The sequence below is a fragment of the Pseudoxanthomonas suwonensis J47 genome (genome assembly GCF_000513955.1).
Taxonomy (GTDB): Bacteria; Pseudomonadota; Gammaproteobacteria; order Xanthomonadales; family Xanthomonadaceae; genus Pseudoxanthomonas; species Pseudoxanthomonas suwonensis_C.
Genome location: NZ_AZUZ01000001.1, coordinates 137,594 through 164,259, shown reverse-complemented (window position 1 = coordinate 164,259; position 26,666 = coordinate 137,594). Strand labels below are relative to the sequence as shown.

22 protein-coding genes and 2 tRNA genes are annotated in these 26,666 nt (G+C 70.7%); 11 read left to right on the top strand and 13 right to left on the bottom strand.

Annotation, left to right across the window (positions count from 1 at the left end):
- Position 1 precedes the first annotated feature (1 nt).
- From M503_RS0100680 to M503_RS0100660, 5 genes are all read left to right on the top strand, one after another.
- Positions 2-1,726: a SulP family inorganic anion transporter gene (locus M503_RS0100680; RefSeq protein ID WP_051414056.1), complete on the top strand. Its 1,725-nt coding sequence runs from the start codon at positions 2-4 to the stop codon at positions 1,724-1,726.
- Between the two features lie 4 nt (positions 1,727-1,730).
- Positions 1,731-2,552 (top strand): bifunctional hydroxymethylpyrimidine kinase/phosphomethylpyrimidine kinase, encoded by an 822-nt coding sequence (gene thiD, locus M503_RS0100675; protein ID WP_028918552.1) that lies wholly within the window; start codon positions 1,731-1,733, stop codon positions 2,550-2,552.
- Positions 2,549-3,418 (top strand): alpha/beta hydrolase family protein, encoded by an 870-nt coding sequence (locus M503_RS15335; protein WP_051414053.1) that lies wholly within the window; start codon positions 2,549-2,551, stop codon positions 3,416-3,418. The genes thiD and M503_RS15335 overlap by 4 nt, the downstream gene beginning before the upstream one ends.
- Before the next feature lie 40 nt (positions 3,419-3,458).
- Positions 3,459-3,535, top strand: a tRNA-Arg gene (locus tag M503_RS0100665).
- Between the two features lie 205 nt (positions 3,536-3,740).
- Complete coding sequence (locus M503_RS0100660; RefSeq protein WP_028918551.1) at positions 3,741-4,256, top strand: DUF1643 domain-containing protein; 516 nt, start codon at positions 3,741-3,743, stop codon at positions 4,254-4,256.
- Positions 4,257-4,426: 170 nt separating this feature from the next.
- Here the strand turns inward: M503_RS0100660 and M503_RS0100655 are convergent.
- From M503_RS0100655 to lexA, 7 genes are all read right to left on the bottom strand, one after another.
- Positions 4,427-4,519, bottom strand: a tRNA-Ser gene (locus M503_RS0100655).
- A gap of 82 nt (positions 4,520-4,601) precedes the next feature.
- Positions 4,602-4,805, bottom strand: coding sequence for a carbon storage regulator CsrA (csrA, locus tag M503_RS0100650; RefSeq protein WP_024868146.1), 204 nt, complete (start codon positions 4,803-4,805; stop codon positions 4,602-4,604).
- Positions 4,806-4,965: 160 nt separating this feature from the next.
- Positions 4,966-7,614 carry an alanine--tRNA ligase gene (gene alaS / locus M503_RS0100645; RefSeq protein ID WP_028918550.1) on the bottom strand — a complete coding sequence of 883 codons (2,649 nt, stop codon included), beginning with the start codon at positions 7,612-7,614 and terminating at the stop codon, positions 4,966-4,968.
- Between the two features lie 178 nt (positions 7,615-7,792).
- Positions 7,793-8,269: a recombination regulator RecX gene (recX, locus tag M503_RS0100640; protein ID WP_037060056.1), complete on the bottom strand. Its 477-nt coding sequence runs from the start codon at positions 8,267-8,269 to the stop codon at positions 7,793-7,795.
- A gap of 31 nt (positions 8,270-8,300) precedes the next feature.
- A complete protein-coding gene (locus M503_RS15330; RefSeq protein ID WP_037060054.1) occupies positions 8,301-8,678 on the bottom strand; it encodes a TfoX/Sxy family protein in 378 nt (125 codons plus the stop codon).
- Positions 8,679-8,813: 135 nt separating this feature from the next.
- A complete protein-coding gene (gene recA, locus M503_RS0100630; protein ID WP_024868142.1) occupies positions 8,814-9,845 on the bottom strand; it encodes a recombinase RecA in 1,032 nt (343 codons plus the stop codon).
- 171 nt (positions 9,846-10,016) lie between these two features.
- Positions 10,017-10,670, bottom strand: coding sequence for a transcriptional repressor LexA (gene lexA / locus M503_RS0100625; RefSeq protein ID WP_028918548.1), 654 nt, complete (start codon positions 10,668-10,670; stop codon positions 10,017-10,019).
- A gap of 102 nt (positions 10,671-10,772) precedes the next feature.
- On the opposite strand from lexA, the gene M503_RS17245 reads away from it, so the two are divergent.
- Genes M503_RS17245 through M503_RS0100610 form a run of 3 tightly spaced genes read left to right on the top strand, consistent with a single transcriptional unit; the run spans position 10,773 to position 11,747 of the window.
- Positions 10,773-10,934, top strand: a complete 162-nt coding sequence (locus tag M503_RS17245) for a hypothetical protein (RefSeq protein ID WP_155951933.1) — start codon at positions 10,773-10,775, stop codon at positions 10,932-10,934.
- 55 nt (positions 10,935-10,989) lie between these two features.
- Positions 10,990-11,538 carry a hypothetical protein gene (locus M503_RS0100615; RefSeq protein ID WP_028918547.1) on the top strand — a complete coding sequence of 183 codons (549 nt, stop codon included), beginning with the start codon at positions 10,990-10,992 and terminating at the stop codon, positions 11,536-11,538.
- Positions 11,538-11,747 carry a helix-turn-helix domain-containing protein gene (locus M503_RS0100610; protein ID WP_024868138.1) on the top strand — a complete coding sequence of 70 codons (210 nt, stop codon included), beginning with the start codon at positions 11,538-11,540 and terminating at the stop codon, positions 11,745-11,747. Before M503_RS0100615 ends, M503_RS0100610 begins: the two co-directional genes overlap by 1 nt.
- Before the next feature lie 83 nt (positions 11,748-11,830).
- On the opposite strand, the gene ubiB is transcribed toward M503_RS0100610, so the two are convergent.
- The 5 genes from ubiB to M503_RS0100585 all read right to left on the bottom strand — a co-directional run bounded on the left by ubiB (position 11,831) and on the right by M503_RS0100585 (position 18,530).
- On the bottom strand, positions 11,831-13,513 hold the full coding sequence (ubiB, locus tag M503_RS0100605; protein ID WP_028918546.1) for a 2-polyprenylphenol 6-hydroxylase: 1,683 nt from the start codon (positions 13,511-13,513) through the stop codon (positions 11,831-11,833).
- A gap of 37 nt (positions 13,514-13,550) precedes the next feature.
- Entirely contained in the window at positions 13,551-14,048 is a 498-nt protein-coding gene (locus M503_RS0100600; protein ID WP_028918545.1) for a CinA family protein, read from the bottom strand.
- A gap of 116 nt (positions 14,049-14,164) precedes the next feature.
- On the bottom strand, positions 14,165-16,801 hold the full coding sequence (locus tag M503_RS0100595; protein ID WP_037060053.1) for a TonB-dependent receptor: 2,637 nt from the start codon (positions 16,799-16,801) through the stop codon (positions 14,165-14,167).
- A 197-nt stretch (positions 16,802-16,998) separates the two neighbouring features.
- Positions 16,999-18,009: a cation diffusion facilitator family transporter gene (locus tag M503_RS0100590; RefSeq protein ID WP_081720893.1), complete on the bottom strand. Its 1,011-nt coding sequence runs from the start codon at positions 18,007-18,009 to the stop codon at positions 16,999-17,001.
- 8 nt (positions 18,010-18,017) lie between these two features.
- The gene (locus M503_RS0100585) at positions 18,018-18,530 is read right to left on the bottom strand and encodes a hypothetical protein (protein WP_028918542.1); all 513 of its coding nucleotides are present in this window, start codon (positions 18,528-18,530) and stop codon (positions 18,018-18,020) included.
- Positions 18,531-18,884: 354 nt separating this feature from the next.
- Here M503_RS0100585 and M503_RS17240 point away from each other — a divergent pair, with 354 nt between their 5' ends.
- The 3 genes from M503_RS17240 (at position 18,885) to mutS (ending at position 25,975) form a co-directional block, all read left to right on the top strand.
- Entirely contained in the window at positions 18,885-21,620 is a 2,736-nt protein-coding gene (locus tag M503_RS17240; RefSeq protein ID WP_051414051.1) for a protein kinase domain-containing protein, read from the top strand.
- Between the two features lie 252 nt (positions 21,621-21,872).
- Positions 21,873-23,327, top strand: coding sequence for a diguanylate cyclase (locus M503_RS0100575; protein ID WP_081720886.1), 1,455 nt, complete (start codon positions 21,873-21,875; stop codon positions 23,325-23,327).
- A gap of 50 nt (positions 23,328-23,377) precedes the next feature.
- Positions 23,378-25,975 (top strand): DNA mismatch repair protein MutS, encoded by a 2,598-nt coding sequence (gene mutS / locus M503_RS0100570; protein WP_028918540.1) that lies wholly within the window; start codon positions 23,378-23,380, stop codon positions 25,973-25,975.
- 285 nt (positions 25,976-26,260) lie between these two features.
- Here mutS and M503_RS0100565 read toward each other — a convergent pair whose 3' ends face one another.
- Complete coding sequence (locus tag M503_RS0100565; RefSeq protein ID WP_028918539.1) at positions 26,261-26,665, bottom strand: GFA family protein; 405 nt, start codon at positions 26,663-26,665, stop codon at positions 26,261-26,263.
- Between the last annotated feature and the right edge of the window lies 1 nt (position 26,666).

The window sequence follows — 26,666 nt, the reverse complement described above, 5'->3', positions numbered from 1 at the left end:
GATGGCGAGCACCGACGTACGCCAGTACCTGTCGCAGTTCGTACCCAAGCTCCACACCGCCCTGCGCGAGGGCTACGGCTGGAACGACCTGCGCGCCGACGCGGTGGCCGGCCTCACCGTGGCCATCGTGGCCCTGCCGCTGGCCATGGCCTTGGCGATCGCCAGCGGCACCACGCCGGAGAAAGGCCTGCACACGGCGATCGTCGCCGGCTTCCTGGTCTCGGCGCTGGGCGGTTCGCGGGTGCAGATCGGCGGGCCGACCGCGGCCTTCATCCCCGTGGTCTTCGTGGTGATCGGGAAATTCGGTTTCGGAGGACTGGTGCTGTGCACCCTGCTGGCGGGGCTGATGCTGATCGCCGCCGGCCTGCTGCGCCTGGGCACGTTGATGAAGTACATGCCGCAACCGGTGATCACCGGCTTCACCGCCGGCATCGCGGTCAGCATCTTCTCCAGCCAGGTCAAGGACGCACTGGGCCTGCGCATGGACGCGGTGCCGGCGGAGTTCATCCCGCGCTGGAGCGCCTACCTCGAACACCTGGCCACCACGCAACCGGCGACGGTGGCGCTGACCGTGCTGGGCCTGGCGGTGATCGTCGTGCAGCGCCGCTGGCGGCCGAACTGGCCGGGCTTCCTGCTCGCGCTGCTCGCCTGCACCGCGGCGGCGCTGGCATTCGGAATGCCGGTCGACACCATCGGCTCGCGCTTCGGCGAGCTGCCCTCGGCGCTGCCGGCGTTCGAGATCCCGCGCATCCCGTTCGAGCGCACGATGGAGCTGCTGCCCAGTTCGTTCACCATCGCCTTCCTCGCCGGCGTGGAATCGCTGCTGTCGGCGGTGGTGGCCGATGGCATGACCGGCGGCCGCCACCGCTCCAACGGCGAACTGGTCGCGCAGGGCGTGGCCAACGTCGGCTCGGCGCTGTTCGGCGGGCTGCCGGCCACCGGCGCGATCGCGCGCACGGCCACCAACATCCGCGCCGGCGCGCGCTCGCCGGTGGCGGGCATGCTGCACGCGCTGTTCCTGCTGGTGTTCATGCTGGTGCTGGCACCGCTGATGGGCCACGTGCCGCTGCCGGCGCTGGCCGCGGTGCTGCTGGTGGTGGCCTGGAACATGAGCGAGTACCAGCATTTCCGCCACACCCTGTCGGCGCCGTGGGGCGACCGCATCGTGCTGCTGGCGACCTTCGGCCTGACCGTGTTCTTCGACCTGACCGTGGCGATCCAGGTCGGCCTGGCCATCGCCACGGTGGTCTTCATGTACCGCATGGCCGAGAGCGTGGAGATCAGCGCCGGCATCCGCGCAGCGGACGACGAACTCGCCCCCGACGATCCGCGCCGCGCCGACGAACAGCAGCGCGAGCGCCTGCCGCCGGGCGTGGAGGTGTACCGGATCAGCGGCCCGCTGTTCTTCGGCGCGGCCAACCGCCTGGACAACCTGCTGGACACCTTCGTCGCGCCACCGAAGGTGCTGATCCTGCGCATGGGCCTGGTGCCGATCATCGACGCCTCCGGCGTGCACGCGCTGGGCAACCTGGCGCGGCGCTGCGCGCGCCGCGGCATCGTGCTGGTGGTATCCGGGCTGCAGGCCCAGCCCAACCGGGTGCTGGCGGAGATGGATTTCGGGGCGCTGCACGCGCAGGTGCGCTTCGCCTCCGACTTCGAGCACGCCCTGCGCCTGGCCGCCTCGCTGGCTGCGCACGCGCCGGGTACGCGCGGCGAGGCACAATAGGCCGATGACCCCATCGGCCACCCATACCCGCCCCGCCTCCGTCCTGACCATCGCCGGCTCCGATTCCGGCGGCGGCGCAGGCATCCAGGCGGACCTGAAGACCTTCGCCGCGCACGGCGTGCACGGCCTGTCCGCGCTGGCCGCACTGACCGCGCAGCACACCCGCGGGGTGACCGCGGTGCACGTGCCGCCGGTGGAATTCCTCGACGCGCAGCTCGACGCCTGCTTCGAGGACTTCGATGTGCGCGCGGTGAAGCTGGGCATGCTCGCCAGCGCCGCGGTGATCGAGACCGTCGCCCGCGCGCTGGAGCGCCACCGCCCGGCGCAGGTGGTGCTCGATCCGGTGATGATCGCCACCAGCGGCGCGCGCCTGCTCGAGGAATCCGCGCTGCAGGCGCTGCGCACGCGGTTGCTGCCGCTGGCTACGGTGGTCACGCCGAACCTGCCGGAAGCGGAGCTGCTGCTGGGCTGGAAGATCACGGACCTCGCCGCGATGTCGCAGGCCGCCGCGGCGCTGCGCGCGCTCGGCGCGCCGGCCGTGCTGCTCAAGGGCGGGCACCTGGCCGGCACCGGCGAGGTGGTCGACATCCTTGCCGACGCCGATGGCGAACAGCGCACCGCGCATCCGCGCCTGCTGCTGGAAGCGCACGGCACCGGCTGCACGCTCGCCTCGGCGGTGGCCGCCAACCTGGCGCGCGGGCTGCCGCTGCGTGCGGCCTGCGCGGCCGCGGTCGACTACGTGCATGCCGCGCTGCGCGGCGGCTACCGCCCGGGCAAGGGCGACGTCGTGGTGCTCGACCACTTCGCAACCCTGCCCGGCCGATGACCGTCGCCGCCCCGGAACTGTCCGTCGCCGCCGCCGACGGGCACCGCTGGATCCTCATCGGACGCAGGCCCGATGCGCCGCGCGCGCGACTGCTGTGGCTGCCCGCGCTGGGCGTGGGTGCGCGCCACTACCTGCCCTTCGCCGAGGCGCTGGCCGCGCACGGCATCGCCACCTACCTGCATGAGTGGCGCGGCAACGGCAGCAGCTCGCTGCGTCCATCGCGCGAAGTGGACTGGGGTTACCGCGAAATCCTGGCGCTGGACCTGCCAGCCAGCCTGCAGGCCCTGCGCGCCGACGACGCTTCGCTGCCGCTGGTGATCGGCGGGCACAGCCTCGGCGGCCAGCTGGCCTGCTGTTTCGCCGGGCAGCACCCGGAAGCCTTCGCAGGCCTCTGGCTGATTGCCGCCGGCACGCCGTACTGGCGCACCTTCCCGCCGCCACGCCGCTGGCTGCTGCCGCTGCTGTTCCGCTTCCTGCCCTGGCTGGCACGGCGCCAGGGCGTGCTGCCCGGACGCCGCCTGGGTTTCGGTGGCACCGAGGCGCGCGGCCTGATCGCGGACTGGGCGCGCGTGGGCCTGTGCAACCGCTACGCGGCCGCCGGACTGGAGGCCGACCTGGAAGCGGGAATGCGCCGCGTGCGGGCGCCGGTGACCGGCCTGCTGCCCGCGCACGACTGGCTGGCGCCCCGTGCATCCATGCAGGCCCTGGTCGACAAGCTGCCGGATGCACCGGCGCGCATCCTCGACCTCGACGAGGCCACCGCACCGCTTACCCCGGCCGGGCATTTCGCCTGGATGAAGCAGCCGGAAGAGGTCGCCAGGGCCTTCGCCGCAAGCGACCTGAAAAAATTTTCACCGGAATGTTGACGAACCTGAGTCCGACCAGCATAATTTCGCTCCTCACAGCGCGCCCGTAGCTCAGCTGGATAGAGTACCTGGCTACGAACCAGGCGGTCGGGAGTTCGAATCTCTCCGGGCGCGCCATTTTTTGAAGGACTGCCAACGGCAACGTCGGCAGTCTTTTTTTTCGCCCGGGATCCGCGCGACACCTTGTTGCGCCCCTGCGGAATATCGAGGCCAGCGCGATCCGCGCGCATCGACTGCCGCCGCACCGCGCGCACGCCACGCCTGCTGCATGCACGCAAGCCGTCGGCGATGATCCGCACAACCCGTCGTGCAACGCAGGCAGATGACCGGAACCGTTGGCAGGAGTGCCGAGCTGTCGCCATGCGGCCGCTACCGCTACCAGCTGGTGCGTACCTTCGCCGAGCCGATGCGGCTGCGGACCTGCACCTTCGTCATGCTCAATCCCAGCATCGCCGACGGTGAGGTCGACGATCCCACGATCCGCCGCTGCATGGGCTTCGCCCGGGCCTGGGGTTTCCACCGGCTGGTCGTCGCCAACCTGTTCGCGTGGCGCGCCACCTCGCCGCGCGACCTTTACGCCGCCGACGATCCCGTCGGCCCGGGCAACGACACGTGGATCCTGCAGGCCGCCGCGGCCAGCGAGCGCATCGTCTGCGCGTGGGGCATGCACGGCACCTGGCGCGGACGCGGCGCCGACGTCGCCCGCCTGCTTCGCGATGCCGGCCATCGGATCCACCACCTGGGACTCACCCGCGACGGCGAGCCCCGCCATCCGCTGTACCTGGGCGGCGACGCCCGGCCACGCGAATGGAGGCCGACGAAGGCGGCGCATGCATGACACGCATGCATCGGAAGGCGATGGCCGCGCGCGACGCAAGCAGCCGGAACCCGCACAGCCACAAACATCGCAGGCCGCAGGCCTTGCCCGCCTCCGCGTCCCGTCGCCGGTTCGCGGAAGCACGGCCGGAAAACACGAAAGCCCGCATCGCTGCGGGCTTTCGCATGAACTGGCGGAGTGAGAGGGATTCGAACCCTCGATAGAGCTTTTGACCCTATACTCCCTTAGCAGGGGAGCCCCTTCGGCCTCTCGGGCATCACTCCGGGATCTGGCGCCGCGACGTGTCCGTCGCGGGCCGCGCAAGGATACCGTCTGGGCCGTTTCGCGGCAAACGTTTTTGTCGACTCAGGTGGACTGGTCGGGTTCACCACCGCTGGACGGCGCCTCGCCGCGCTGGATCCGCTGGTAGATCTCCTCGCGGTGCACGGAAACGTCCTTGGGCGCGGTGATGCCGATGCGCACCTGATTGCCCTTCACCCCAAGCACGGTGACGGTGATCGAATCTCCGATCATCAGGGTTTCGCCTACGCGGCGGGTCAGAATCAGCATTGTCTTCTCCATGGCGCCGGCGTGCCTTCGCCGGCTGCGCAGGTCCAGGGTGGGCCATGCGCGTCCAACCAGCAGCGTACGGAAACAACCGGCTGATCGTACTGCCGTCGCCATCGGACCGGCAAGGCCCGATGGTGACGGTCGTTAAGGGGGCGCGCGGTCAGTGCAGGCGTTCGCCTACCCAGGCGGGAACGTCCTGGAGCGCAAGGGCAAGGGCGGGCCCGTCCTCGCCACCACCCTGGGCGAGATCCGGGCGCCCGCCGCCCTTGCCTCCGATACGACCGGCGACATGGGCGAGAAGTTCGCCGGCCTTGACCTTGCCCGTTGCGGATCCGTTCACGCCCGCGACGAGCGCGGCCTTGCCGCCCTGGGCACCGGCGAGCAGCACCACGGTGTCGCCCAGCTGCTGCTTGAGGCGGTCCACCGCCTCGCGCAGGCCCTTGGCGTCCATGCCTTCCAGGCGCGCGGCCAGGACCTTGATCCCGCCCACGTCCACCGCGGACGCGGCCAGGTCGGCGGCGGCACTGCTGGCCGCCTTGGCCTTGAACGATTCGATCTCGCGCTCGAGGCGACGCACGCGCTCGGCCAGCGCACGGGCCTTGTCGGCCACGTCGGCGCGGCTCCCGCCGAGCACCGCGGCGGCCTCGTCGAGGCTGCGGCTCTCGTTGGCCACGTAGTCCAGCGCGCCCTGCCCGGTCAGCGCCTCGATGCGGCGCACGCCGGCGGACACGCCGCCTTCGGACACGATCTTGAACAGGCCGATCTCGCCGGTGCGGCCCACGTGGGTACCGCCACACAGCTCGACCGACTCGCCCATCTTCACCACGCGCACGCGTTCGCCGTACTTCTCGCCGAACAGCGCCATCGCGCCCATGTCCAGCGCCTCCTGGATGCCCATCTGCTGGATCACCACCGGATGGTTGGCGCGGACCTCGTCGTTGACCATGCGCTCGATGCGCTCCAGCTCCTCGGCCGCGACCGGCTGGAAGTGGGAGAAGTCGAAACGCAGGCGGTCCGGCGCGACCAGCGAGCCCTTCTGCGCCACATGGGTGCCGAGCAGGCCGCGCAGCGCGCCATGCAGCAGGTGGGTGGCCGAATGGTTGAGCACGGTGTTGGCGCGGCGCGAGGCGTCGACCGAACCGGAGAGCACGTCGCCGATCTTCAGCGAGCCCTCGGCGACGCGGCCGACGTGGCCATGGAACTGGCCGGCGAACTTCTGCGTGTCGGACACGTCGATGCGCACGCGCGGCGCCTCGAGCGTGCCGGTGTCGCCGACCTGGCCGCCGGACTCGGCGTAGAACGGAGTGCGATCGAGCAGGACGATGACCTCGTCGCCGGCGGCGACCTCGTCGACCGGGCGGCCGTCGCGCAGCAGCGCCACGACCTTCAGGCCGTCGGCCTGCAGCTGGTCGTAGCCGAGGAAGGCGGTCGGCTGCAGCGTGGCGACCAGTTCGGCCGGCAGCTGCACGCCGCCGCCGAACTTGCCGGCGGCGCGCGCGGTCTCGCGCTGCTGCTCCATCGCCGCCTCGAAGCCGGCCATGTCCACGGTCATGTCGCGCTCGCGCGCCATGTCAGCGGTCAGGTCGACCGGGAAGCCGTAGGTGTCGTACAGGCGGAACACGTCGGCGCCGGGGATGACGCCGCCGGTCGCGCGCGCGGCGACCTCGTCGAAGATGCGCATGCCCGAGTCGAGCGTCTCGGCGAAGCGCTCCTCCTCGGCCTTCAGCGCGCGCTCGACCGTGTCGCGCGCGGCCGGCAGCTCCGGATAGGCCTCGCCCATCTGCGCAACCAGCTCGCCGACCAGCTTGTGGAAGAACGGCTGGCGCACGCCCAGCATCCAGCCGTGGCGCAGGGCGCGGCGGATGATCCGGCGCAGCACGTAGCCGCGACCCTCGTTCGACGGCAGCACGCCGTCGACGATCAGGAACGAGCAGGCGCGGATGTGGTCGGCGATCACGCGCAGCGACTTGTTCTCCAGGTCGCCGGTGCCGGTCAGCTCGGCGGCCTTGCGGATCAGCGCCTGGAACAGGTCGATCTCGTAGTTGGTGTGGACGTGCTGCAGGATCGCCGCCAGGCGCTCCAGGCCCATGCCGGTGTCCACGCACGGCGCCGGCAGCGGCACCAGGGTGCCGTCGGGCTGGCGGTCGAACTGCATGAACACCAGGTTCCAGATCTCGATGAAGCGGTCGCCGTCCTCGTCGGGCGAACCCGGAGGACCGCCGGCGATGTGCTCGCCGTGGTCGTAGAAGATCTCGGTGCACGGGCCGCATGGGCCGGTGTCGGCCATCTGCCAGAAGTTGTCCGAAGCGAACGGCGCGCCCTTGTTGTCGCCGATGCGGATGATGCGGTCTTCCGGAATGCCGACCTCGTCGCGCCAGATCGCGTAGGCCTCGTCGTCGGTGTGGTAGACCGTCACCAGCAGGCGCTCGGCCGGCAGCTTCCACACCCCGGTCAGCAGCTCCCACGCCCAGGCGATCGCTTCCTTCTTGAAGTAGTCGCCGAAGGACCAGTTGCCCAGCATCTCGAAGAAGGTGTGGTGGCGCGCGGTGTAGCCGACCGAGTCGAGGTCGTTGTGCTTGCCGCCGGCGCGCAGGCAGCGCTGGACGTCGGCCGCGCGCACGTAGCTGCGCTTCTCCGCGCCCAGGAACACGTCCTTGAACTGGACCATGCCCGAGTTGGTGAACAGCAGGGTCGGGTCGTTGCCCGGCACCAGCGGCGCGGAGGGCACGATGGTGTGGCCCTTGCCCTTGAAGAATTCGAGGAAGTCGCTGCGGATGCGGGCAGTCGTGTACGGGGTGGTGGGGGTCATCTGGCTTTCGCTGGGGACGGGTCCGGCCGGGACGGCACGGCGGCGCGCCCGGAGGGACGGGAAATCAACCTGCAAAGGGTATCAGAGCGGGCCCATCCGCCGGCGGACCGGGGTAAACAGGCATCGGCCGCCTGGAACCCGCATGGCCTTTCCGGCCTCATCGCCCCTGACCGGGCGGTCAGTCGTCCGGGTCCCAGCGGGTGGCCGCGCGGATGCTGTCGCCGTCGAAGCCGCGCCGGGCCAGCAGGTCGGCGGCCTTGCGGCGCTGGGCCAGGTCGGCCGGGCCTTCGGGGCCGAAGCGGCGGCGCACCAGGTCGCGGGCGATTTCGGTCCAGTCGCCCTCGAAACCGTCCAGGGCCGCGGCCGCCACCGCGCCGCCCAGGGCATGGGTGCCCAGCTCGGCGCGGATGTAGAGCGGACCGTAGCCGGCGTTGGCCCGGCTGCGGACCAGGAACTCGGCGAAGCGGGCATCGTCCTGCCAGCCCTCCCCGGCCAGGCGCTCCACCGCGCTGGCGGCTTCCTCGGCATCGACGCCACGGGTGGCCAGCTTGCGGGTGAGCTCCTTGCGCGAATGTTCGCGCCGCACCAGCAGGCCCAGCGCCCGCTGCACCGGGGTCTGCAGCGTACGTGGCTTGCGGCGGGAGGGTTCGGACATCGACTGGAAACGGCGGATCGGGAACGCGGGCCTACTGGTGCGGGCGCGTGGCACGACGGGAGCTCGCACCCGCAGAGGAAGCGGCCCGGGAAGCGGATTTTGCCCTGGGTGGCGGCAGCGCGGCCACGGTGGTGCGCAGCAGGCGCCGCAGCAGCTCCGGGTCGTCGAGCGCATCGTCGACCACGAACCATGGACGCGCGCCCGGATACGGCGGCGCCTCGAGCACCGTCGCCAGCAGTTCGCGGGCTGCCCCGGTGGGCTTGAGGAACAGCATGTTGTCCGCGGCCACCGCCACGAACACTCCGTCCAGATAGAGCCCGAACTCGCCGAACATGCGTCGGGACGCCAGTGCATCGCCCAGCCCGGCCTGCTCGAGCACGTAGTCGACGAAGTGCTGGTCAGTAGCCATCGCAAGTCCGGTCAGGGCGTTCTGCTGGAAGTGTGCGCCGTCCGTGGCGCCTGCCCATCCTGGCTTCCAAGACCGTCCCCCGCCGGCGCGCCACTGACTTCACGCCGGCAGGGGACGGGATACACGGGCCTCGACTCAGTCGTCGTCGCCCTCGCCTTCGTCGCGCGATGCTTCCGCCGGCTGGAACTTCTCGCGCAGCTCGGCTTCGATCTTCGCGGCCACGGCAGGGTTCTCGCGCAGGTACTGGCGGGCGTTGTCCTTGCCCTGGCCGATGCGCTCGCTGCCATAGCCATACCAGGCGCCGGACTTCTCGACCAGCTTGGCCTCCACGCCCATGTCGATCAGCTCGCCTTCGCGGCTGATGCCCTCGCCGTACAGGATCTCGGTGACGATCTGCTTGAACGGAGGCGCCAGCTTGTTCTTGACCACCTTGATCTTGGTCTGGTTGCCGATGATCTCGTCGCCCTTCTTGATCGAGCCGATGCGGCGGATGTCCAGGCGCACCGAGGCGTAGAACTTCAGCGCGTTGCCGCCGGTGGTGGTTTCCGGGCTCTGGCCCGGCATCATCACGCCGATCTTCATGCGCAGCTGGTTGATGAAGATCACCAGGGTATTGGAGCGCTTGATGTTGCCGGTCAGCTTGCGCAGGGCCTGGCTCATCAGGCGGGCCTGCAGGCCGGGGAGCTGGTCGCCCATCTCGCCCTCGATTTCGGCCTTCGGGGTCAGCGCGGCGACCGAGTCGACGACCAGGATGTCGACCGCGCCCGAGCGCACCAGCATGTCGGCGATTTCCAGCGCCTGCTCGCCGGTGTCCGGCTGCGACAGCAGCAGGTCGTCGACGTTGACGCCCAGCTTGGCGGCGTAGACCGGGTCCAGCGCGTGCTCGGCGTCGATGAAGGCGGCGGTGCCGCCCTGCTTCTGGCACTCGGCGATGGCCTGCAGGGTCAGGGTGGTCTTGCCCGAGGATTCCGGCCCGTAGATCTCGACCACGCGGCCCTTCGGCAGGCCACCGATGCCCAGGGCGATGTCCAGCATCAGCGAGCCGGTCGGGATGACCTCGACCGCCTCGATCGCGCGGTCGCCCATGCGCATCACCGAACCCTTGCCGAACTGCTTGTCGATCTGGCTCAGGGCGGCGGCAAGGGCGCGCTTCTTGTTCTCGTCCATCTGGGTTGTCCTCGGGTGTCAGTGGTGTGTTGCGAAGTCTGCGGCGGCCTGGTCGCACAGGCTGCGACGGCCGCCGACGGAATCAAAACTAGTTGCGCCGCCGGGACCCGGCCATCGCCGCGCGCCGCGCCTCGATGTCGGAAAACGCCGCGCTGGTGTGCCCCGCCGCCATCAGCGGTTGGGCCGGACCAGGCCGCAGTACAGGCCTTCGATGGCGAAGTCCTGGTCAGGCAGCACTTCGATCGGCGCGTAGTCCGGATTGCGCGGCAGCAGGCGGATGCGGTCCTTGCCGATCTTCAGCAGCTTGACCGTGATCTCCTCGTCCACCCGCGCCACCACGATCTGCCCCGAACGCGCCTCGCGGGTGCGGTGCACGCCGATCAGGTCGCCGTCGAAGATGCCCTCGTCGCGCATCGAATCGCCCTGCACCTTCAGCAGGTAATCCGGCGCCGGCGAGAACAGCACGCGGTCCAGGACCACGAAACTCTCGGCCATGTCGGCCGGGACGTCGGCGCCGATCGGGGCGCCGGCGGCAACCCGGCCCAGCACCGGCAGGCGCAGGGCGTCGTCATTCGAGGCTGCCGCCAGCGCAAGCTCGGCCTGCGGCGGCACAGGTGCCACCTTCAGGCGGATGCCGCGGGCGCGCCCAGGCAGGCGCTCGATTGCCCCGGCGGCCTCCAGCGCCTCCAGGTGGTACTGCGCCGCACGCACCCCCTTGAAGCCGAAGGCGCGGGCGATCTCGGCCTGCGAAGGCGGCATGCCCTCGGCTTCGATGCGCTCGGCGATCAGGGCCAGGATGGCTTGCTGGGTATCGGTCAGGTCCATGGTTAGTAGTATTACTACTAACCGGCCCGGCGACGCAAGCCGCTTGACTCCCAGGTAAATTGTTTTATGTTTTAGATAAATTCCATTACCCCGGAGTTGCAGATGGAGCAGGTGCGCTCTCTCGAGGACAACGTCCGCGGCCACGGCCGCAACCTCCGTCGGGTGGCCCTGGCCGCCGGCGTCGCCCTGGCCGCCTACCTGCTGTGGGCGGTGGGCATGCTCTCCGGCACCGAGGCCGCCGATGACGTCCGAAGCATCGTCTGACCGGCCCTGGCCGCCATCGCGGGCCAGGAGAATGTCCACCACGGAGGTTTCGAACATGCGCGCCGAAAACAGGATCCGCCGCCACGGCTACCACCTGATGTCGCTGGCTTCGGTCGGCATCTTCTGCGTCGCCCTGTTCGGGCTGTTGCTCATGGGCCTCCCCTGGCTCTCCGACTGGCAGCCCCAGGCGACGACCTGGAGCAGGGTCGCCCATGTCGAGTGGGGCCTGATCCGGGACATGGGCACTACCGGCCGCAGGCTGCTGAGCCTCGCCTTCGCCCTGTGGACGCTGGGCTACCTGCTTCCGCTGGTCGCACTGCGCCGGCTGGGCTCCGCGCTGCACCGCCACGAGGCGCTGAGCCGGCCGGTGGCACGGGCTTTCGCGTGGCTGGCGCACTCGCTGCCGGCGTACGCGCTGCTCGTCCTCGCCCAGGAGCTGCTGGTAGCCGTGGCCTGCGAGATCGAAGGCGTGCGGCAGATCCACGTCGAAGCCGACTTCGGCGGCGTCTACCTGTTCCTGGTGGCGTGCCTGTGCCTGTACAGCGTCGCCCACCTGATGCGCCTGGCCACCGAGGCCGCCGACGACGCGCGGAGCATCGTCTGATGCCGATCGTGGTCAACCTCGACGTGATGCTGGCGCGGCGCAAGATGAAGTCGAAGGAGCTGGCCGACGCCATCGGCATCAGCGAGACCAACCTGTCGCTGTTGAAACAGGGCCACGTCAAGGGCGTGCGCTTCGCCACGCTGGAAGCGATCTGCCGGGTGCTCGACTGCCAGCCCGGGGACCTGCTCGAGTACCGGCCCGAAGACTAGGCCTCCTGCGATCTGCCCCGCTGGCCGGGCCCGCCGCGGGAAGCGGCACCGGACCTGGCCAACCGGGCTGACGGGAGCGCCCCCTAGCCTTTCCCGCTGCGCCAGATCGACAGCAGGATCCACAGCCCGGTCAGGCCAGCGCCGATGAAGCCCATCACCCCCAGCGCCAGCAGCCAGCGGCTGGGCACGCCGCCGCCGGCGCTGTGCATCACGATCGACGAGCCGATCACCAGCGCGGCGGTGACCACGCCCATGGTCAGGCGGTTGGCGGCGCGGTCGACCTGGTCGCCGAAGGCCTTCAGCGAGGTGACCTCCATCTGCATGTGCAGGCGTCCGCGCCGGGTCATGCGCAGCAGCCGGCGCAGTTCGCGCGGCATGTCGCCGGCCAGCTCCAGCGCGTCGAGCACGCCGCGGCGTCCGCGCCTGAGCAGCGCGCGCGGCGACCAGCGCTTCAGCAGCACCTGCTCGACGTAGGGCTTCGCCGCGCCGGCCATGTCGAAGTCCGGGTCCAGCTGCCGGCCCATGCCTTCCAGGGTTAGGAAGGCCTTGATCATCAGCGCCAGGTCCGGCGGCAGGCTCAGCCCGTGCTCGCGCAGGATCGCGGTCACGTCCGACAGCATCAGGCCCATGCGCAGGTCCTTAAGCGGGACCCCGCGGTACTGGTCGACGAAGGCGCCGACGTCGCCCTGCAGCCGCGATTCGTCGACCTCGCCGCTGCCCTCGGCCCAGTCCATCAGCACGTCGGCCACCGCTTCCGGTTCGCGCGCGACCAGGCCGTGGAGAAGCTGCACGATCTGGAAACGGCGCTGGTCGGAGATGCGCCCGACCATGCCGAAATCGATCACGCCGATGCGCCCGCCCGGCATGTAGAAGATGTTCCCCGGGTGCGGATCGGCGTGGAAGAAGCCGTCCTCGAGCACCATCTTCAGCACGATGTCGGCGCCGGTGCGGGCCAGCGCGGCGCGGTCCATGCCGGCCGCGTCGACCGCGGCCAGGTCGGTGCCTGGAATGCCGTCGAGCAGCTGCTGCACGTTGAGCCGCTCGCAGGTCCACTGCCAGTACACCTTCGGCACCACGATGGAATCGTTGCCGGCGAAGTCGGCGGCGATGCGCTCGGCGTTGCGGCCCTCGCCGGCGAAATCCAGCTCGCGGCGCAGCGACAGGCCGAACTCGTGCACGACCTGGGTCGGGCGGTAGCGGCGCAGGTCCGGCGCGCGCGCCTCGACGATCTCGGCCAGGCGCGCCAGCAGGCGCAGGTCGGCCTCGACCAGGTCGCGGATGCCCGGGCGGCGGATCTTCAGCACGACAGGGCTGCCATCGGCCAGCCAGGCGCGATGCGCCTGCGCCAGCGAGGCGGCCGCCAGCGGCGCCTCCTCGATGCGGGCGAACACCTCGGTGGGATCGGCGCCGAGGTCCTCGACCAGCTGCGGACGGATCTGCTCGAACGGCAGCGCCGGCACGGCGTTCTGCAGCTTGCCCAGCTCGGTGGTCCATTCCGGCGGCAGCAGGTCCACGCGCGTGGCCAGCACCTGGCCGAGCTTGACGAAGGTCGGGCCCAGCTCCTCCAGCGCGCGGCGCACGCGCACCGGCGGGGCCATGTGCGCCATCGCCTCCGGGTCGCGCCAGTGCAGGATGCGGCCGGCGCGTTCCAGCGCCCCGGCCATGCCGATGCGCCGGACCATGTCGCCGAAGCCGTAGCCGACCAGGACCGAGGCGATCTGCTGCAGCCGGCCCAGGTCACGGACCGTGCCCAGGGTCTCCCACATCAGGCGCCCTCCCCCGTCCGGCCCGCCGCGCGCAGGTTCATGGCAGCAGTTCCCCGATGCCAAGCAGCGCCTGGCCGACGGTCTGCCGGCGCACCGCCTCGCGGTCGCCGTCGAAATGGAACAGCTGCGCGCGCGCGTAACCGCCGCGCCGCTTCCACGCGATCCACACCGTGCCCACCGGCTTGCCGGGGCCGCCGCCGCCCGGGCCGGCAATGCCGGTCACGGCCACCGCCACGGTGGCGCCGGAATGGACCAGCGCGCCGGAGACCATCTCGATCGCGGTCTCGCGGCTCACCGCGCCGTGTTCCTCCAGGGTCTGCGGATGCACGCCCAGCAGCGCCTGCTTGGCCTCGTAGCTGTATACGACCATGCCGCAGTCGAACCAGTCCGAGGAACCGGCGATGTCGGTGAGGCATTTGGCGATCCAGCCGCCGGTGCAGCTTTCGGCGGTGACCAGGGAATCGCGCGCGGCACGCAGGCGGTCGCCCAGGAGCTGTGCCTGTTCGCGCAGCTGCGCGTCGGTGGGAGTGGACATCGGCATCCGGAAGTGGGGGCTCGCCGCGAGTTTTATCCCAAACCGCCGCGCCTGTCTCCCGGATGGACCAGGGGGCCGCACTCGGCGCCCCCTGGTCGTTGCCTGCGCGGGCGCCCTCAGTAACGCGCGCGGAAGGTCACGCCGTACATCCTCGGCGCACCGAGGAAGGCGTTGTACGTGTTGAGCGGGTCGTTGGGCACGTTGCTGGCCACCTGCAGCGGACCGTCGAAGCCCACCTGCACGTACTCGGCGTCGAACAGGTTGGTCGCCCACAACTCGAACATCCAGCGCTGGTCGCGCGCGCCGAAACCGAGCCGCGCGTTGGCCACGGTGAAGGCGTCCTGCTGCTTCTCCACGTCCAGGTCGGAGCCGGTGTTGTACTCGGACGTGTACTTGGCGCCGAGGTTGAAGCGGCCGACCAGGTCGCTGCCGAAGTCCCACTCGTAGGTCACCGAGGCCGAGCCGGACCACTTCGGCGCGAAGCTCATCTGCGCGCCGGGCAGCTTGTACAGCGCGCCGGTGGGCTCGACGAAGTCCGCCCCCGGGATGTTCCTGCCGTAGCGGGTGTCGGCGTACATCAGGCCGCCCAGGAACAGCAGCCCCGTCACCGGCTGCCACAGCAGCTCGGTGTCCACGCCCTTCGACACCACCTCCGGGATGGCGCGCACCACGAAGCTGGTGCCGAGGAAGCTGTTGAGCTGGAAGTCCTCGTACTTCTGGTAGAACAGCGCGGCGTTGAACAGCAGGTTGCCGTCGGCCCAGGTGGTCTTGGTGCCCAGCTCGTAGCTGTCGACGAACTCGGCCGGGAACGAGGTGTCGTCTGCCGGCAAGATGCCCGCGGTGCCGGTCGAGGTGCCGTCGGCCGACTGCACGCGATCGAGGTTGAAGCCCCCGCCCTTGTAGCCGCGCGCGACCGAGGCGTAACCCATCACCTGCTCGCTCCAGCGGTAGGCCGCCTTGACCGTGCCGGACCATTCCTTCTCCTCGCTGGCCTGGTGCACGCTGCGGCCGTCGTGGAGCACGTTGGTCCACGGCAGGCACATGCGCCCGGCGATCGCCGGCACCGCCACCGGCAGCAACTGGGCCAGGATCGCCTGCTGGGTCGGCCCCGGCAGCGAGGCGAAGCCGTTGATGCGCTGGGCGATTGCCGCGCCGACGCGGCCGGTCGGGTTGGCCAGGGTCGCGGCGCAGCCGGCGCTGCCGTTGGGGTTGCTGTAGGCCGAGTCGAGGGTCTTCTTCTCGCGGGTGTAGCGCAGGCCCAGGGTCAGGTCGAGCGCATCGGTGGCGTGCCAGGTGTTGTTGGTGAACAGCGCCGTGCTCTTGGCGTTCTGCTCGTGGTAGTCCAGCGCGCCCAGCCCGGCGAAGTTGGTCCCGAACGGACGCCCCGACACCTGCGACAACAGCAGTGCCGGGTTGGAGGTGTCCACGGTGAGGCCCATCGGCGCCAGCGCCGCGGCCATCTGCCCGAGCAGCTGCGAGCCGACCAGGGTGGACAGGTACGGCTCGTAGCCGGCGCCGACTCGGTAGCTCTCCCGGCGGGTGAGGTCCTCGTCCGAATAGAACAGGCCGACCATCCAGTCGACCGAGTCGGTGGAGCCGGTCAGGCGCAGCTCCTGGCTGAAGGTCTCGAAGCCGCTGAACGATTCGTTCTCGTCGGCGTTGCGGTAGATCAGGTCGGCGGTGCTGAAGTCGTAGTCCAGGCCGTTGATGGCCTGCCAGTCGCGCCAGGCGGTGATCGAGGTCAGGGTCGCGCCCCCGAGGCCGATCCCGCCCCAGTCGACCTGCACCGAGATGCCCTTGTCCTTGATGTCCTGCTCGGTGCTGCGGTTGCTGTAGGCGACCCGGTCGAACGGATCGTCGCCCGGTGCGGCGATCGCCTTGCCGCCGCCGGCCACCGCGTTGATGATCGCCGAGGTACCGCCGACCGTGGTCTGCACCGCCGTGCAGCAGTTCTCCTCGCGGCTGGTGAAGTCGGTGCTGACCAGGATCTCCAGGTCCTCGGCCGGCTCCAGCAGCAGCTTGGCGCGCAGGGTGTGGAAGTTCTGGTCGTAGTCGTCGGTCTCGCGGCGCGGGCCGTTGCCGGTGCGCACGTCCATCCAGCCGTCGCGGCTGCGCTTGGCGGCGTAGATGTTGAAGGCGCTGTTCTCGCCGATGGCGTCGTTGTACGCGCCGGACACGCCCCAGGCGCCGTAGTTGCCCACGGTGATCTCGCCTTCGGCGCTCTGGGTGAAGCTCGGGCGGCGGGTAACCACGTTGATCACGCCCGCCGAGGTGTTCTTGCCGAACACCGTGCCCTGCGGGCCCTTCAGCACCTCGATCCGTTCCAGCTGGCCGAGGTCGCCGAAGCCGACGCTGTTGCGCGGCCGGTACACGCCGTCGATCACCACGCCCACCGAGGATTCCAGGCCGACGTTGTCGCCGACCGTGCCGATGCCGCGGATGCGCGCGGTGGTGATCGCCTCGCTCTGGGTACTGGTCACGGTCATGCCGGGGACCAGGATCTGCAGGTCCTTGATGTCGCTGATGCCGGTGTCGCGCAGCAGCTGCTCGGAGATCGCGGTGACCGAGATGGGCACGTCCTGCAGCGCTTCCTCGCGCTTCTGCGCGGTGACCGTCAGGCCGGCCAGGGTGACCGGTTCCTCCTTCGCCGGTGCTGCGGCCTCCTGTGCGCCCGCCGGCAAGGCGGCGATGAGGCTCAGCGCGGTGGCGACGGCGATTGCGAGTCCGGTGTGTTGCAGGCTTGCACAGGCCATGATCCCCTCCCCTTCAGGTGATGCATCTGGTGGTGTCGTGCTGCTGCGGAACGGCCCTGGTGGGCCAGGCGGTGTTGCCTCCGAGGTGTGACGGAATACGTGAAACGTAAGGGCGACGTTAAACCGCCCCTGCACCTGGCGCATTTTGCACTGCGGCGATACGCCGGCAAGTGTTTCGGGATGGAGGCCCGGCGACCTCAGCCTGCGGCATGGCCGCAGCCGGGATCACCGCAGCCGTCGTCGCGCCCGGCCTCCATCTGCAGGGTCACGTGGCGGATGCCGTGGCGCTGCTCGAGCAGCCCGGCCAGGCCGCGGCGCACCTCCGAGGCGTCGGTGCCAGCCACCACCACGACGTGCGCGGTCATCGCCGGGGTACGCGAGGCCAGGGCCCAGACGTGCAGGTCATGGATGCCTTCCACGCCCGGGTGCGCGCGCAGGTCGGCGTCGACCGCGGCCAGGTCCAGGCCGTGCGGCACGCCTTCCATGAGCACGTTCAGCGCCTCGCGCACCAGCACCCAGGTGCGCGGCAGCACCCACAGGCCGATCAGCACAGCCAGCACCGGGTCGACCCACAGCCAGCCGGTCCAGCGGATCAGCAGCGCGGCGATCACCACCGCCAGCGAGCCGAGCATGTCGCTCCAGACCTCGAGGTAGGCGCCTTTCACGTTCAGGCTTTCGCCGCTGCCGGCATGGAGCAGGCGCATGGCGATCAGGTTGCACACCAGCCCGACCAGCGCCACTACCAGCATGCCCATGCTGGCGACCAGCAATGGCGCGCGGAAACGCTGCCAGGCTTCCCACAGGATGTAGCCGGCCAGCACGAACAGCAGCATGCCGTTGGCCAGCGCGCCCAGTGCCTCGAAGCGGGCGTAGCCATAGGTGCGGCGCGCATCGGGCGGACGCCGTGACAGCCGCACCGCGACCAGGGCGATGGCCAGGGCCAGGGTGTCGGTAGCCATGTGCGCCGCGTCGGACAGCAGGGCCAGGCTGTTGGTGAACCAGGCGCCGGCGAACTCGACCAGCAGCACCGTGGCGGTCAGGCCAAGCGCCCACCACAGCGGTCGCTCGTGGCGGATCTCCGCGGGGATATGGCTGTGCCCGCCCGGGCCATGGTGGTGGCCATGGGCGTGGCCGTGTCCATGCTCGTGGTCGTGGTGGCCGTGCCCGGCCTCGTGATGGTGGTGGTCGTGGTCGTGATCGTGGGCCATGCCGCGCACTATCGGTTTCCTGCGCAGCGGAGACTATTACAGTCCCGCGGCTCCGGCGCGGGGAACGGCGCCGCGGTACCCGGACCGTTCTGGTAGTACATGCGCCGACCGCGCACCAGGTAGCCCGGGCCGAGCCGGTAGTCCGAGCGCGAGAACGAGCCACCGCCGGGCGACACCGGATGCGAGTGGATGGTCTCGGCGGTCATGTGCGGATGGCTCAGCGGGCAGGCGAAGTTCATCCGGCACCAGTGGCTGCGCTGGCTGGTGAACAGCATCACCGCCAGCTCGCCCCCGCTGGTCTGGCAGATGCTGCCGCAACTCTCGTGGCCGGTCGCCTCCTGCCGGTCTGCCATCCACGCACCGACCCGCAGCAGGAACTGGTCCTTCGACTCCGGCGGAGACTGGCGCAGCGTGGTCACCAGGCTGGCGGTCTCGGCGGCGCTATCGGCAGCCGTGGCAGTCCCGGTCGCCAGCGCGGCGGCCAGGAGCACGATGGCGGCTGCGTGGTGGGGGACACGCATCGGGCCTCCTCGGCTTCGTCGCCGGCCTGGCGCGTGGGCGCCGGCCGGGCGCATCACGGCGCATCGACCAGCGCCTGCCTCGAGTGTACGCCCGCGTGCCTGCGGAAACGCGGGCTGGCGTGCGGAACGACCCTTTCCTGGCAGCAGCGGATTTCATGGCGGCACCGCAGCTGACGGCAGGGTTCAGGACCCGTGGCACACGCACCGGGTCGAAGCTCCGTTGCAACCCTGCTTCCGGGCGCCGCCGCGTTGAGATCGCGGTCAACCATCGGCTAGGCTGTCCCGGACGCAGCAGAACGTCACCGGCTTGCAGGCCCTTGATCCTTCTTCTGCCGCCCACGGGGGAAAGCACGGATGACGGACACGGTCGGAGAGCCGGCGGCGCGGGCATATCTTTGGACCTTCGGCAACGCCGAATTCGACGAGGCGCGGTGGGAACTGCGCGTTGGCGGCCAACCTGTCGAGGTCGAGCGCAAGCCGCTGGAAGTGCTCCAGTACCTCCTGCGCCACGCCGGCGAAGCCGTCACCAAGGAAGAGCTGCTCGCCTCGGTCTGGGCCGGCCGCATCGTGGTCGAAGCGGTGCTGACCAACACCATCGGCAAGCTGCGCCGGGCCATGAACGACGAAGGCCAGGCGGTGATCACCACCCTTGCCCGCGTCGGTTACCGGTTGTCGGTGCCGGTGTCGCGCAAGGCGGTCGAGTTCCTGCCGGAAGCCAGTCGCCTGGCGGTCGGCGACGCGGTGCCGCGCCGTCCCAACTGGAAGCTCGATACCCCGCTGGCCCGCACCGGGGGCAACGAGGTGTGGCTGGCGCGTCATGCCAAGACCGGCGACACCCGCGTGTTCAAGTTCAGCCTCGCAGGCACCGGCCTCGACAGCCTCAAGCGCGAGGTGACCATCGCCCGCCTCCTGCGCGAGGCGCTTGGCGAACGCGACGACTTCGTCCGCGTCCTGGACTGGGATTTCGAGGCCGCGCCCTATTTCGTCGAATCCGGGTACGGCGGCGTCAGCCTGGACCGCTGGCCCGAGGGGCAGGGCATCGCCGCCCTGCCACTGGAGCAGCGCCTGGCGCTGTTCGCCGAAGCGGCCGAAGCGGTGGCCGCCGCGCATGGCGTCGGCGTGCTGCACAAGGACATCAAGCCGGCCAACCTGCTGGTCTACGAAGCCGAAGGCGCCCCGCACCTGCGCGTGGCCGACTTCGGCAGCAGCCGCCTGTTCGACAGCGGCAGCATCGATGCGCTGGGCATCACCCGCCTGGGCCTGACCCACACCCAGGTCATGACCAGCGACACCACCGGCACCCCGCTGTACCTGGCTCCGGAACTGGCCGCGGGCCAGTCGCCGACGGTCAGGAGCGACATCTACGCGCTGGGCGTGACCCTGTACCAGCTGGTCGTCGGCGACTTCCGGCGCCCGCTCTCGCCGGGCTGGGAGCAGGACGTCGAAGACCCACTGCTGCGCAAGGACATCGCCGAGGCCGCCAATGGCGACCCGGCCAGGCGCCCGGCTTCGGCCGCGGAACTCGCCGAACGGATCCGCACGCTGGAGGCGCGCCGCGAGCAGCTGGCGCCGGAACAGGCGGTGCTGGCGCGCGTGGAGGAAGGCGAACGCAGGCTGGCGAAGGCGCGCGCGCGGCGGCCGTGGGCCATCGCCGCCGGCGTGCTGCTGGTGGCCGGCCTGGGCACCACCAGCTGGCTGCTGCAGCGCTCCATCGCCGCCGAACGCAGCACCGTCGAGCAGTACGCGCGCGCCGAACAGCAGGCCAGGCGCGCGGAGGCCGTGGTGCAGTTCCTCAGCAAGGACCTGCTCAGCGCGCTCGCACCGGGCGGCAGCGCCTACGAGAAGGAACCGACCATCAAGGACATGCTCGACCACGCCTCGGCGAGCATCGACGGCAAGTTCAAGGACGATCCCGCCACCCTCGGCAGCGTGCAGAGCGCCCTGGGCGTCTCCTGGCGCTCGCTCGGCGACCGTGGCAAAGGCGAGCGCCACCTGCGCGCCGCCGTGGCCAGCTACGAAAAGGCGTTCGGCCCGGCCGACGAGGTCACCGTCCGCGCGCGCTACGAGCTGGTCGGCATGCTGGCCTACGCGCAGAAGTTCGCCGAAGCCACCGCCTACCTTGAGGAAACCGACGCGCTGGCCGGCGCGCGCCTGGACGACGAAAGCCTGATGTCGCTTCGTGCCGCCTACCTGCGCGGCGTGCTCCACATCCAGCAGCAGAAGGTGAAGGAAGCCGAGCCCGCATTGCGCCGCGCCGACCAGCTGCAACGCCAGGTGCTGGCCGACGACGCGCAGCTGGGCGCCGGCATCCGCGTCAACCTCGCCGACACCTACCTGCGCCTGGACAGGCTGGACGATGCCGAGGCCCTGCTCAGGGAAACGCTGGCCGATCCGCGCTATGCGGCGGAGAAGATCGGCGACATCTACGCCTCGGCCCTGCACATGAACCTGGCGCGCGTGCTGCGCAACCAGGGCCGTTACGCCGAAGCGCTGCCGCTGGCGATGACTGCCCAGCAGGCCTCGGCCCGGGTCATGGGGGACAAGAGCTGGCAGGCGCTGGTGCAGCTGTCGACGGTGGCCAGTATCCAGTCGCGCGGCGGCGACTGCCCGGCCGCGCTGGCCTCCATGCGCACCGTCCATGCCGGCATGGTGGAAAGTTTCGGCGCCGAGGCGCAGGGCACCCTGGTCGAGGCCGGCAACCTGGCCGAGAAGGAAGCCGAGTGCGGCGACCAGGCGGTGGCGATGCGCCTGCTCGAGGACATCGTCGCCCGGCTGCGCAAGGAAGGCGGCGACGCCAACCCGCACGCCCAGGTCTACACCTTCAGCCTCGCGCAGCTGCTGACCCGCCAGGGCCGCCATGCCGAGGCGCTGGCCCGGCTGGCGCCGCTGGATCCGGAGGTCCTCACCGCCGGCGACTCGACGCCCGGCTGGCGCCACCGGCTCGAGGCCCTCCGTGGCGAGAACCTGCTCGGGACCGGCGAGGTCGAGCGCGGACGCAAGCTGCTGGCCGAAGCGGTCAAGGGCCTGGAGGACCTGGAGCTGGACGAAGCCGGCGAGCTCGACCGGCTCCGCGGGTTGCTGCGCGGCTGAGGGCAGCTCGACGCAGGCCGGTCCGTGCCCGCACAGGCCAGGGCACATCATTTTTCCCTTGCACCAGGCATGACCACCGGGCCGTATACCGGGCAGGCCAGGCTCTCCGGTTGCCTCCCATGTGGCCGGCGGCCGCGGCCGGCTACCTGCCGCGAACCCGTGGGCGGCGCAAGCCGGCGCAAGATGCGCCCCCGCTGTCAGACCATGCCGCCGTTCAGCACACGGGCCCCGGCCGGCGGGCGATAATTGGGCATGGACAGTACCGCCACCCTGGCGCCAGCGGCGCAATCCCCCGGGCAGACTCCACCCGACCCCCGCCTGATCGAGGATTGGAAGCGCCGGGTCGCCGGCGTGCCGGCGCCACTGGCGGCGATGCTCCAGGAACTGGTGGACGCCCACGGCCCGGCCCTGGCCGGGCACTTCTACGACGGCTTGCTGGCCGATCCCCGTGCCGCCCGCTTCCTCGATCCCGGCCAGGTCCAGGAACGGCTCAAGCCGTCGCTGCAGCGTTGGGCGCGGCAGCTGGTGCGCGCCGGCGTCGACGACACGGCCGACCTGCAACGGCTGCACGAGCACATCGGCCACGTGCACGCCCGCATCGGCATCCCGGTGGACCTGGTGGGCCGGGGCATGCGCCTGCTCAAGGAGGTGCTCTACGCGGCGATCCGCCAGCGCGCCGGCGACGACGCCCTGGCGCTTGAAGCCTGCGTGCACGCGGGCGGGCTGTTCGACCTGGCGCTGGAAGCGATGACCCGCTCCTACGCCCGCTCGCGCGAAGCCGCCGGCGAGCTGGACGGCTCGTTCCGGCTGTTCTCGCTGATCCAGAACGTGGGCACCGAACGCGAGCGCCAGCGCGCGCTGCTGCTGGCCTGGGAGAACGCCCTGCTCTACGCGCTGACCGCCGAACAGCCCGGCCCGGTGGAAAACCTGCTGGTGTCCCGTTCGGAGTTCGGCCTGTGGTTCCTGCACAAGGGCCTGGCCAGCTTCGGCGAGACCACCGAGACCCGCCAGGTCGGCGAGCTGGCCGAGCGCATCGACTCCGCGCTGCGCGAACGCCTGCCCGCGGCCGCCGATGCCGGCGCACGCCGCGCCCTGCTCGAGGACATCCGCGGCTGGACCGGCGAGATCCGCAACCTGGTCGCGATCCTGTTCGAAGGCATCGGCGACCTGGAATCCGGTCGCGACGCCCTCACCCGCCTGCTCAACCGCCGCTTCCTGCCGACCATCCTGCGCCGCGAGGTCGCGCTGCAGGCCAATACCGGCCGCCAGTTCGCGGTGCTGATGCTGGACCTGGACCACTTCAAGTCGATCAACGACAACCACGGCCACGAGGCCGGCGACCGCGCCCTCCAGCACGTGGCCTCGATCCTGGTCGAGAACACCCGCGGCAGCGACTACCTGTTCCGCTATGGCGGCGAGGAGTTCGTGGTGGTGCTGGGCTCGGTCAGCCAGACCGAGGCAGTGGCCATCGCCCACGCCCTGCGCCGTGCGATCGCCGACGCGCCGCTGGCACTGCCCGGCGGCGACCGCCTGCAGCTGACCGCCAGCATCGGCGTCGCGGTGCAGGACGGCCATCCGGACTACGAGCGCGTGCTCGCCCGCGCCGACGCCGCCATGTACCAGGCCAAGCGCGGCGGCCGCGACCGCGTGGTGGTGGCCGACGGCCCGCTGCCCGACCCGCCCGGCCACCGCGCCCAGCGGGGCTGAGCCGGGCGCGGGGCCGGTACAATCGGCGGCCCCGCAACGCCCCCGAGCCGATGTCCAAGACCGCAGACAAGCCCGCAGCGCCCGAGCACACCCCGCTGATGAAGCAGTTCTTCGCCGCCAAGGCGGAGTACCCGGACCTGCTGCTGTTCTTCCGGATGGGCGACTTCTACGAGCTGTTCTACGACGATGCGCGCAAGGCCGCGCGGCTGCTCGACATCACCCTGACCCAGCGCGGCAGCTCCGGCGGCGCGCCGATCCCGATGGCCGGCGTGCCGGTGCACGCCTACGAGGGCTACCTGGCGCGGCTGGTGGCGCTGGGCGAATCGGTGGCGATCTGCGAGCAGATCGGCGATCCGGCCACGAGCAAGGGCCTGGTCGAACGCAAGGTGGTGCGCATCGTCACCCCGGGCACGGTCACCGACGAGGCGCTGCTGGACGAGCGCCGCGACACCCTGCTGATGGCGGTGGCGCGTGGTCGCAACGGCTATGGCCTGGCCTGGGCGGATCTCTCCGCCGGCCGTTTCCTGGTCAACGAGGTGGAGAACACCGACCAGCTGGAAGCCGAACTGGCGCGCCTGGAACCGGCCGAACTGCTGGTGCCGGACGAGGAAGGCTGGCCGCAGCTGTCCGCCGGAGCACTGCGCCGCCGGCCGCCGTGGCTGTTCGATCCGGACAGCGGCCGCCGCCAGCTGCTGCGCTTCTTCGGCCTGCATGACCTCACCGGTTTCGGCATCGACGACCGTCCGCTCGCCATCGCTGCCGCCGGCGCGCTGCTGGGCTATGTCGAGGAGACGCAGAAGCAGCAGCTGCCGCACCTGACCTCGATCGCGCTGGAAACCTCCGGCGAGGCGATCGCGATGAACGCCGCGACCCGCCGCCACCTGGAACTGGACACCCGCGTCGACGGCCAGACCCGCCACACCCTGCTGGGCGTGCTGGATTCGACCATCACCCCGATGGGCGGGCGCCTGTTGCGCCGCTGGCTGCACCGCCCGCTGCGCGACCGCGGCGTGCTCGGCGGCCGCCACCATGCGGTGGCCACGCTGGTCGGGCAGCGCGCCGACGAGGACCTGCGCGACGGCTTCCGCGGGCTGGGCGACGTCGAACGCATCCTCACCCGCGTCGCGCTGCGTTCGGCGCGGCCGCGCGACCTGTCGACGCTGCGCGACGCGCTCGCCCTGCTGCCGGGCATCCGCCAGGCGCTGGCGCCGCTGGATTCGCCGCGACTGCAGGCGCTGTCCGCCGAGCTGGGCCAGCACGACGAGGTCGCCCACCTGCTGGCCTCGTCCATCGCCCCGCAGCCCCCGCTGAAGCTGGCCGACGGCGGGGTGATCGCCGAAGGCTACGACGCCGAGCTGGACGAGCTGCGTCGCCTGTCGACCAACGCCGACCAGTTCCTCGTCGACCTTGAGGCGCGCGAGCGCGCGGCCACCGGTATCGCGACCCTGAAGGTCGGCTACAACCGCGTCCACGGCTACTACATCGAGATCAGCAAGGGCCAGTCCGACAAGGCGCCGGTGCACTACACCCGGCGCCAGACCCTGACCGGCGCCGAGCGCTACATCACCGAGGAACTGAAGGCGTTCGAGGACAAGGTGCTGTCGGCGCGCGAGCGTGCGCTGGCGCGCGAGAAGTTCCTGTACGACGCGCTGCTGGATTCGCTCAACACCGTGCTGGAGCCGCTCAAGCGCTGCGCCGCCGCGCTCAGCGAGCTGGACGTGCTGGCCTGTTTCGCCGAGCGCGCGCAGGCGCTGGACTGGTCGCGCCCGGAGCTGACCGAAGCGCCCTGCCTGTGCATCGAGCGCGGCCGCCATCCGGTGGTCGAGGCGGTGCGCGAGGAGCCGTTCGAGCCCAACGACCTGGAGCTGTACGGCGATCGCGACGGCCAGGCGCGGCGGATGCTGGTGATCACCGGCCCGAACATGGGCGGCAAGAGCACCTACATGCGCCAGAACGCGCTGATCGTGCTGCTGGCGCACATCGGCAGCTTCGTGCCGGCCAGCCGCGCGGTGATCGGCCCGATCGACCGCATCCTCACCCGCATCGGCGCCGGCGACGACCTGGCGCGCGGCCAGTCCACCTTCATGGTGGAGATGGCCGAGACCGCCTACATCCTGCACCACGCCACCGAGCAGTCGCTGGTGCTGATGGACGAGATCGGCCGCGGCACCTCGACCTACGACGGCCTGGCCCTGGCCGACGCGGTCGCGCGCCACCTGGCCACGGTCAACCGCTGCTGGACCCTGTTCGCCACCCACTACTTCGAACTGACCGCGCTGGCCACGCCGGAGAGCGGCATCGCCAACGTGCACCTGGACGCGGTCGAGCACGGGGATTCGCTGGTGTTCATGCACGCCGTGCGCGAGGGCGCGGCCGACCGCAGCTTCGGCCTGCAGGTGGCGGCGCTGGCCGGCCTGCCGAAGGCGACGCTGCAGCAGGCGCGCCGCCGTCTGGCCGAGCTGGAGCAGCGCGGCCGCGAGACGCACGCCGCCGAGGTGGCTCCACAGGCGCTGGACGCACCGCAGCAGTTCGGCCTGTTCGCCGCCGCGCCCTCAGCCGCGCAGGAAGCGCTGGCCGCGCTGGATCCGGACGAGCTGACGCCGAAGCAGGCGCTGGAAGCGCTGTACCGGCTGAAGTCGCTGCTGTAAGCCGCTGCTCCCCTTCACTTCAGGAGAGGGGCTATCGATCGCGCATGCCCGCGTTGTGGCCCGGACAAGGCCGAAGGCCGCATCCGGGATGCCTGCCGCGTCTGGTCCCGGCACGTCTGACATGCCTGGAAAGCTCCCCGGATGCGCTTCGCTTATCCGGGCTACAGATCCCCCCCTCTCCCCACGGGAGAGGGGATGGGGGAGAGGGTTCGTCGGCCGACGACCTTCGCAAGACTACCGACCCTCTCCCCAACCCCTCACCCACCGGGAGAGGGGCTATGAGGCCTACATCGCGCGGGTGTCGGGCGCCTGCTCCATCCAGTTGTCGTGCAGTCCGTCGGCGTAGTGCACGGGCCCGGAAACGAGCTCGTCGATGCTGGCATCGTCCAGGGTGTTCACCTGCACCGAGATGAAGGCGCCGCCGGCCTGCGGGATGTAGCCATGCCCGTAGACCGTCACGCCGCAGCGGCTGCAGAAGCGGTGGTGGATGTTGCCCTCGCCCCAGTCCTTGGCGTAATCGCCCAGCAGCTCCTCGCCCTGCAGCAGCTCGAAATCCTTCGGTGTCGCGCTCCAGTTGCGGATCTTGCTGCAGTAGGTGCAGTTGCACTTGCCGGTGCCGGCGGCCAAGTCCAGCGTGGCCCGGTAACGCACCGCGCCGCAGTGGCAGCTGCCGTGGCAGGTCCTGTCCATG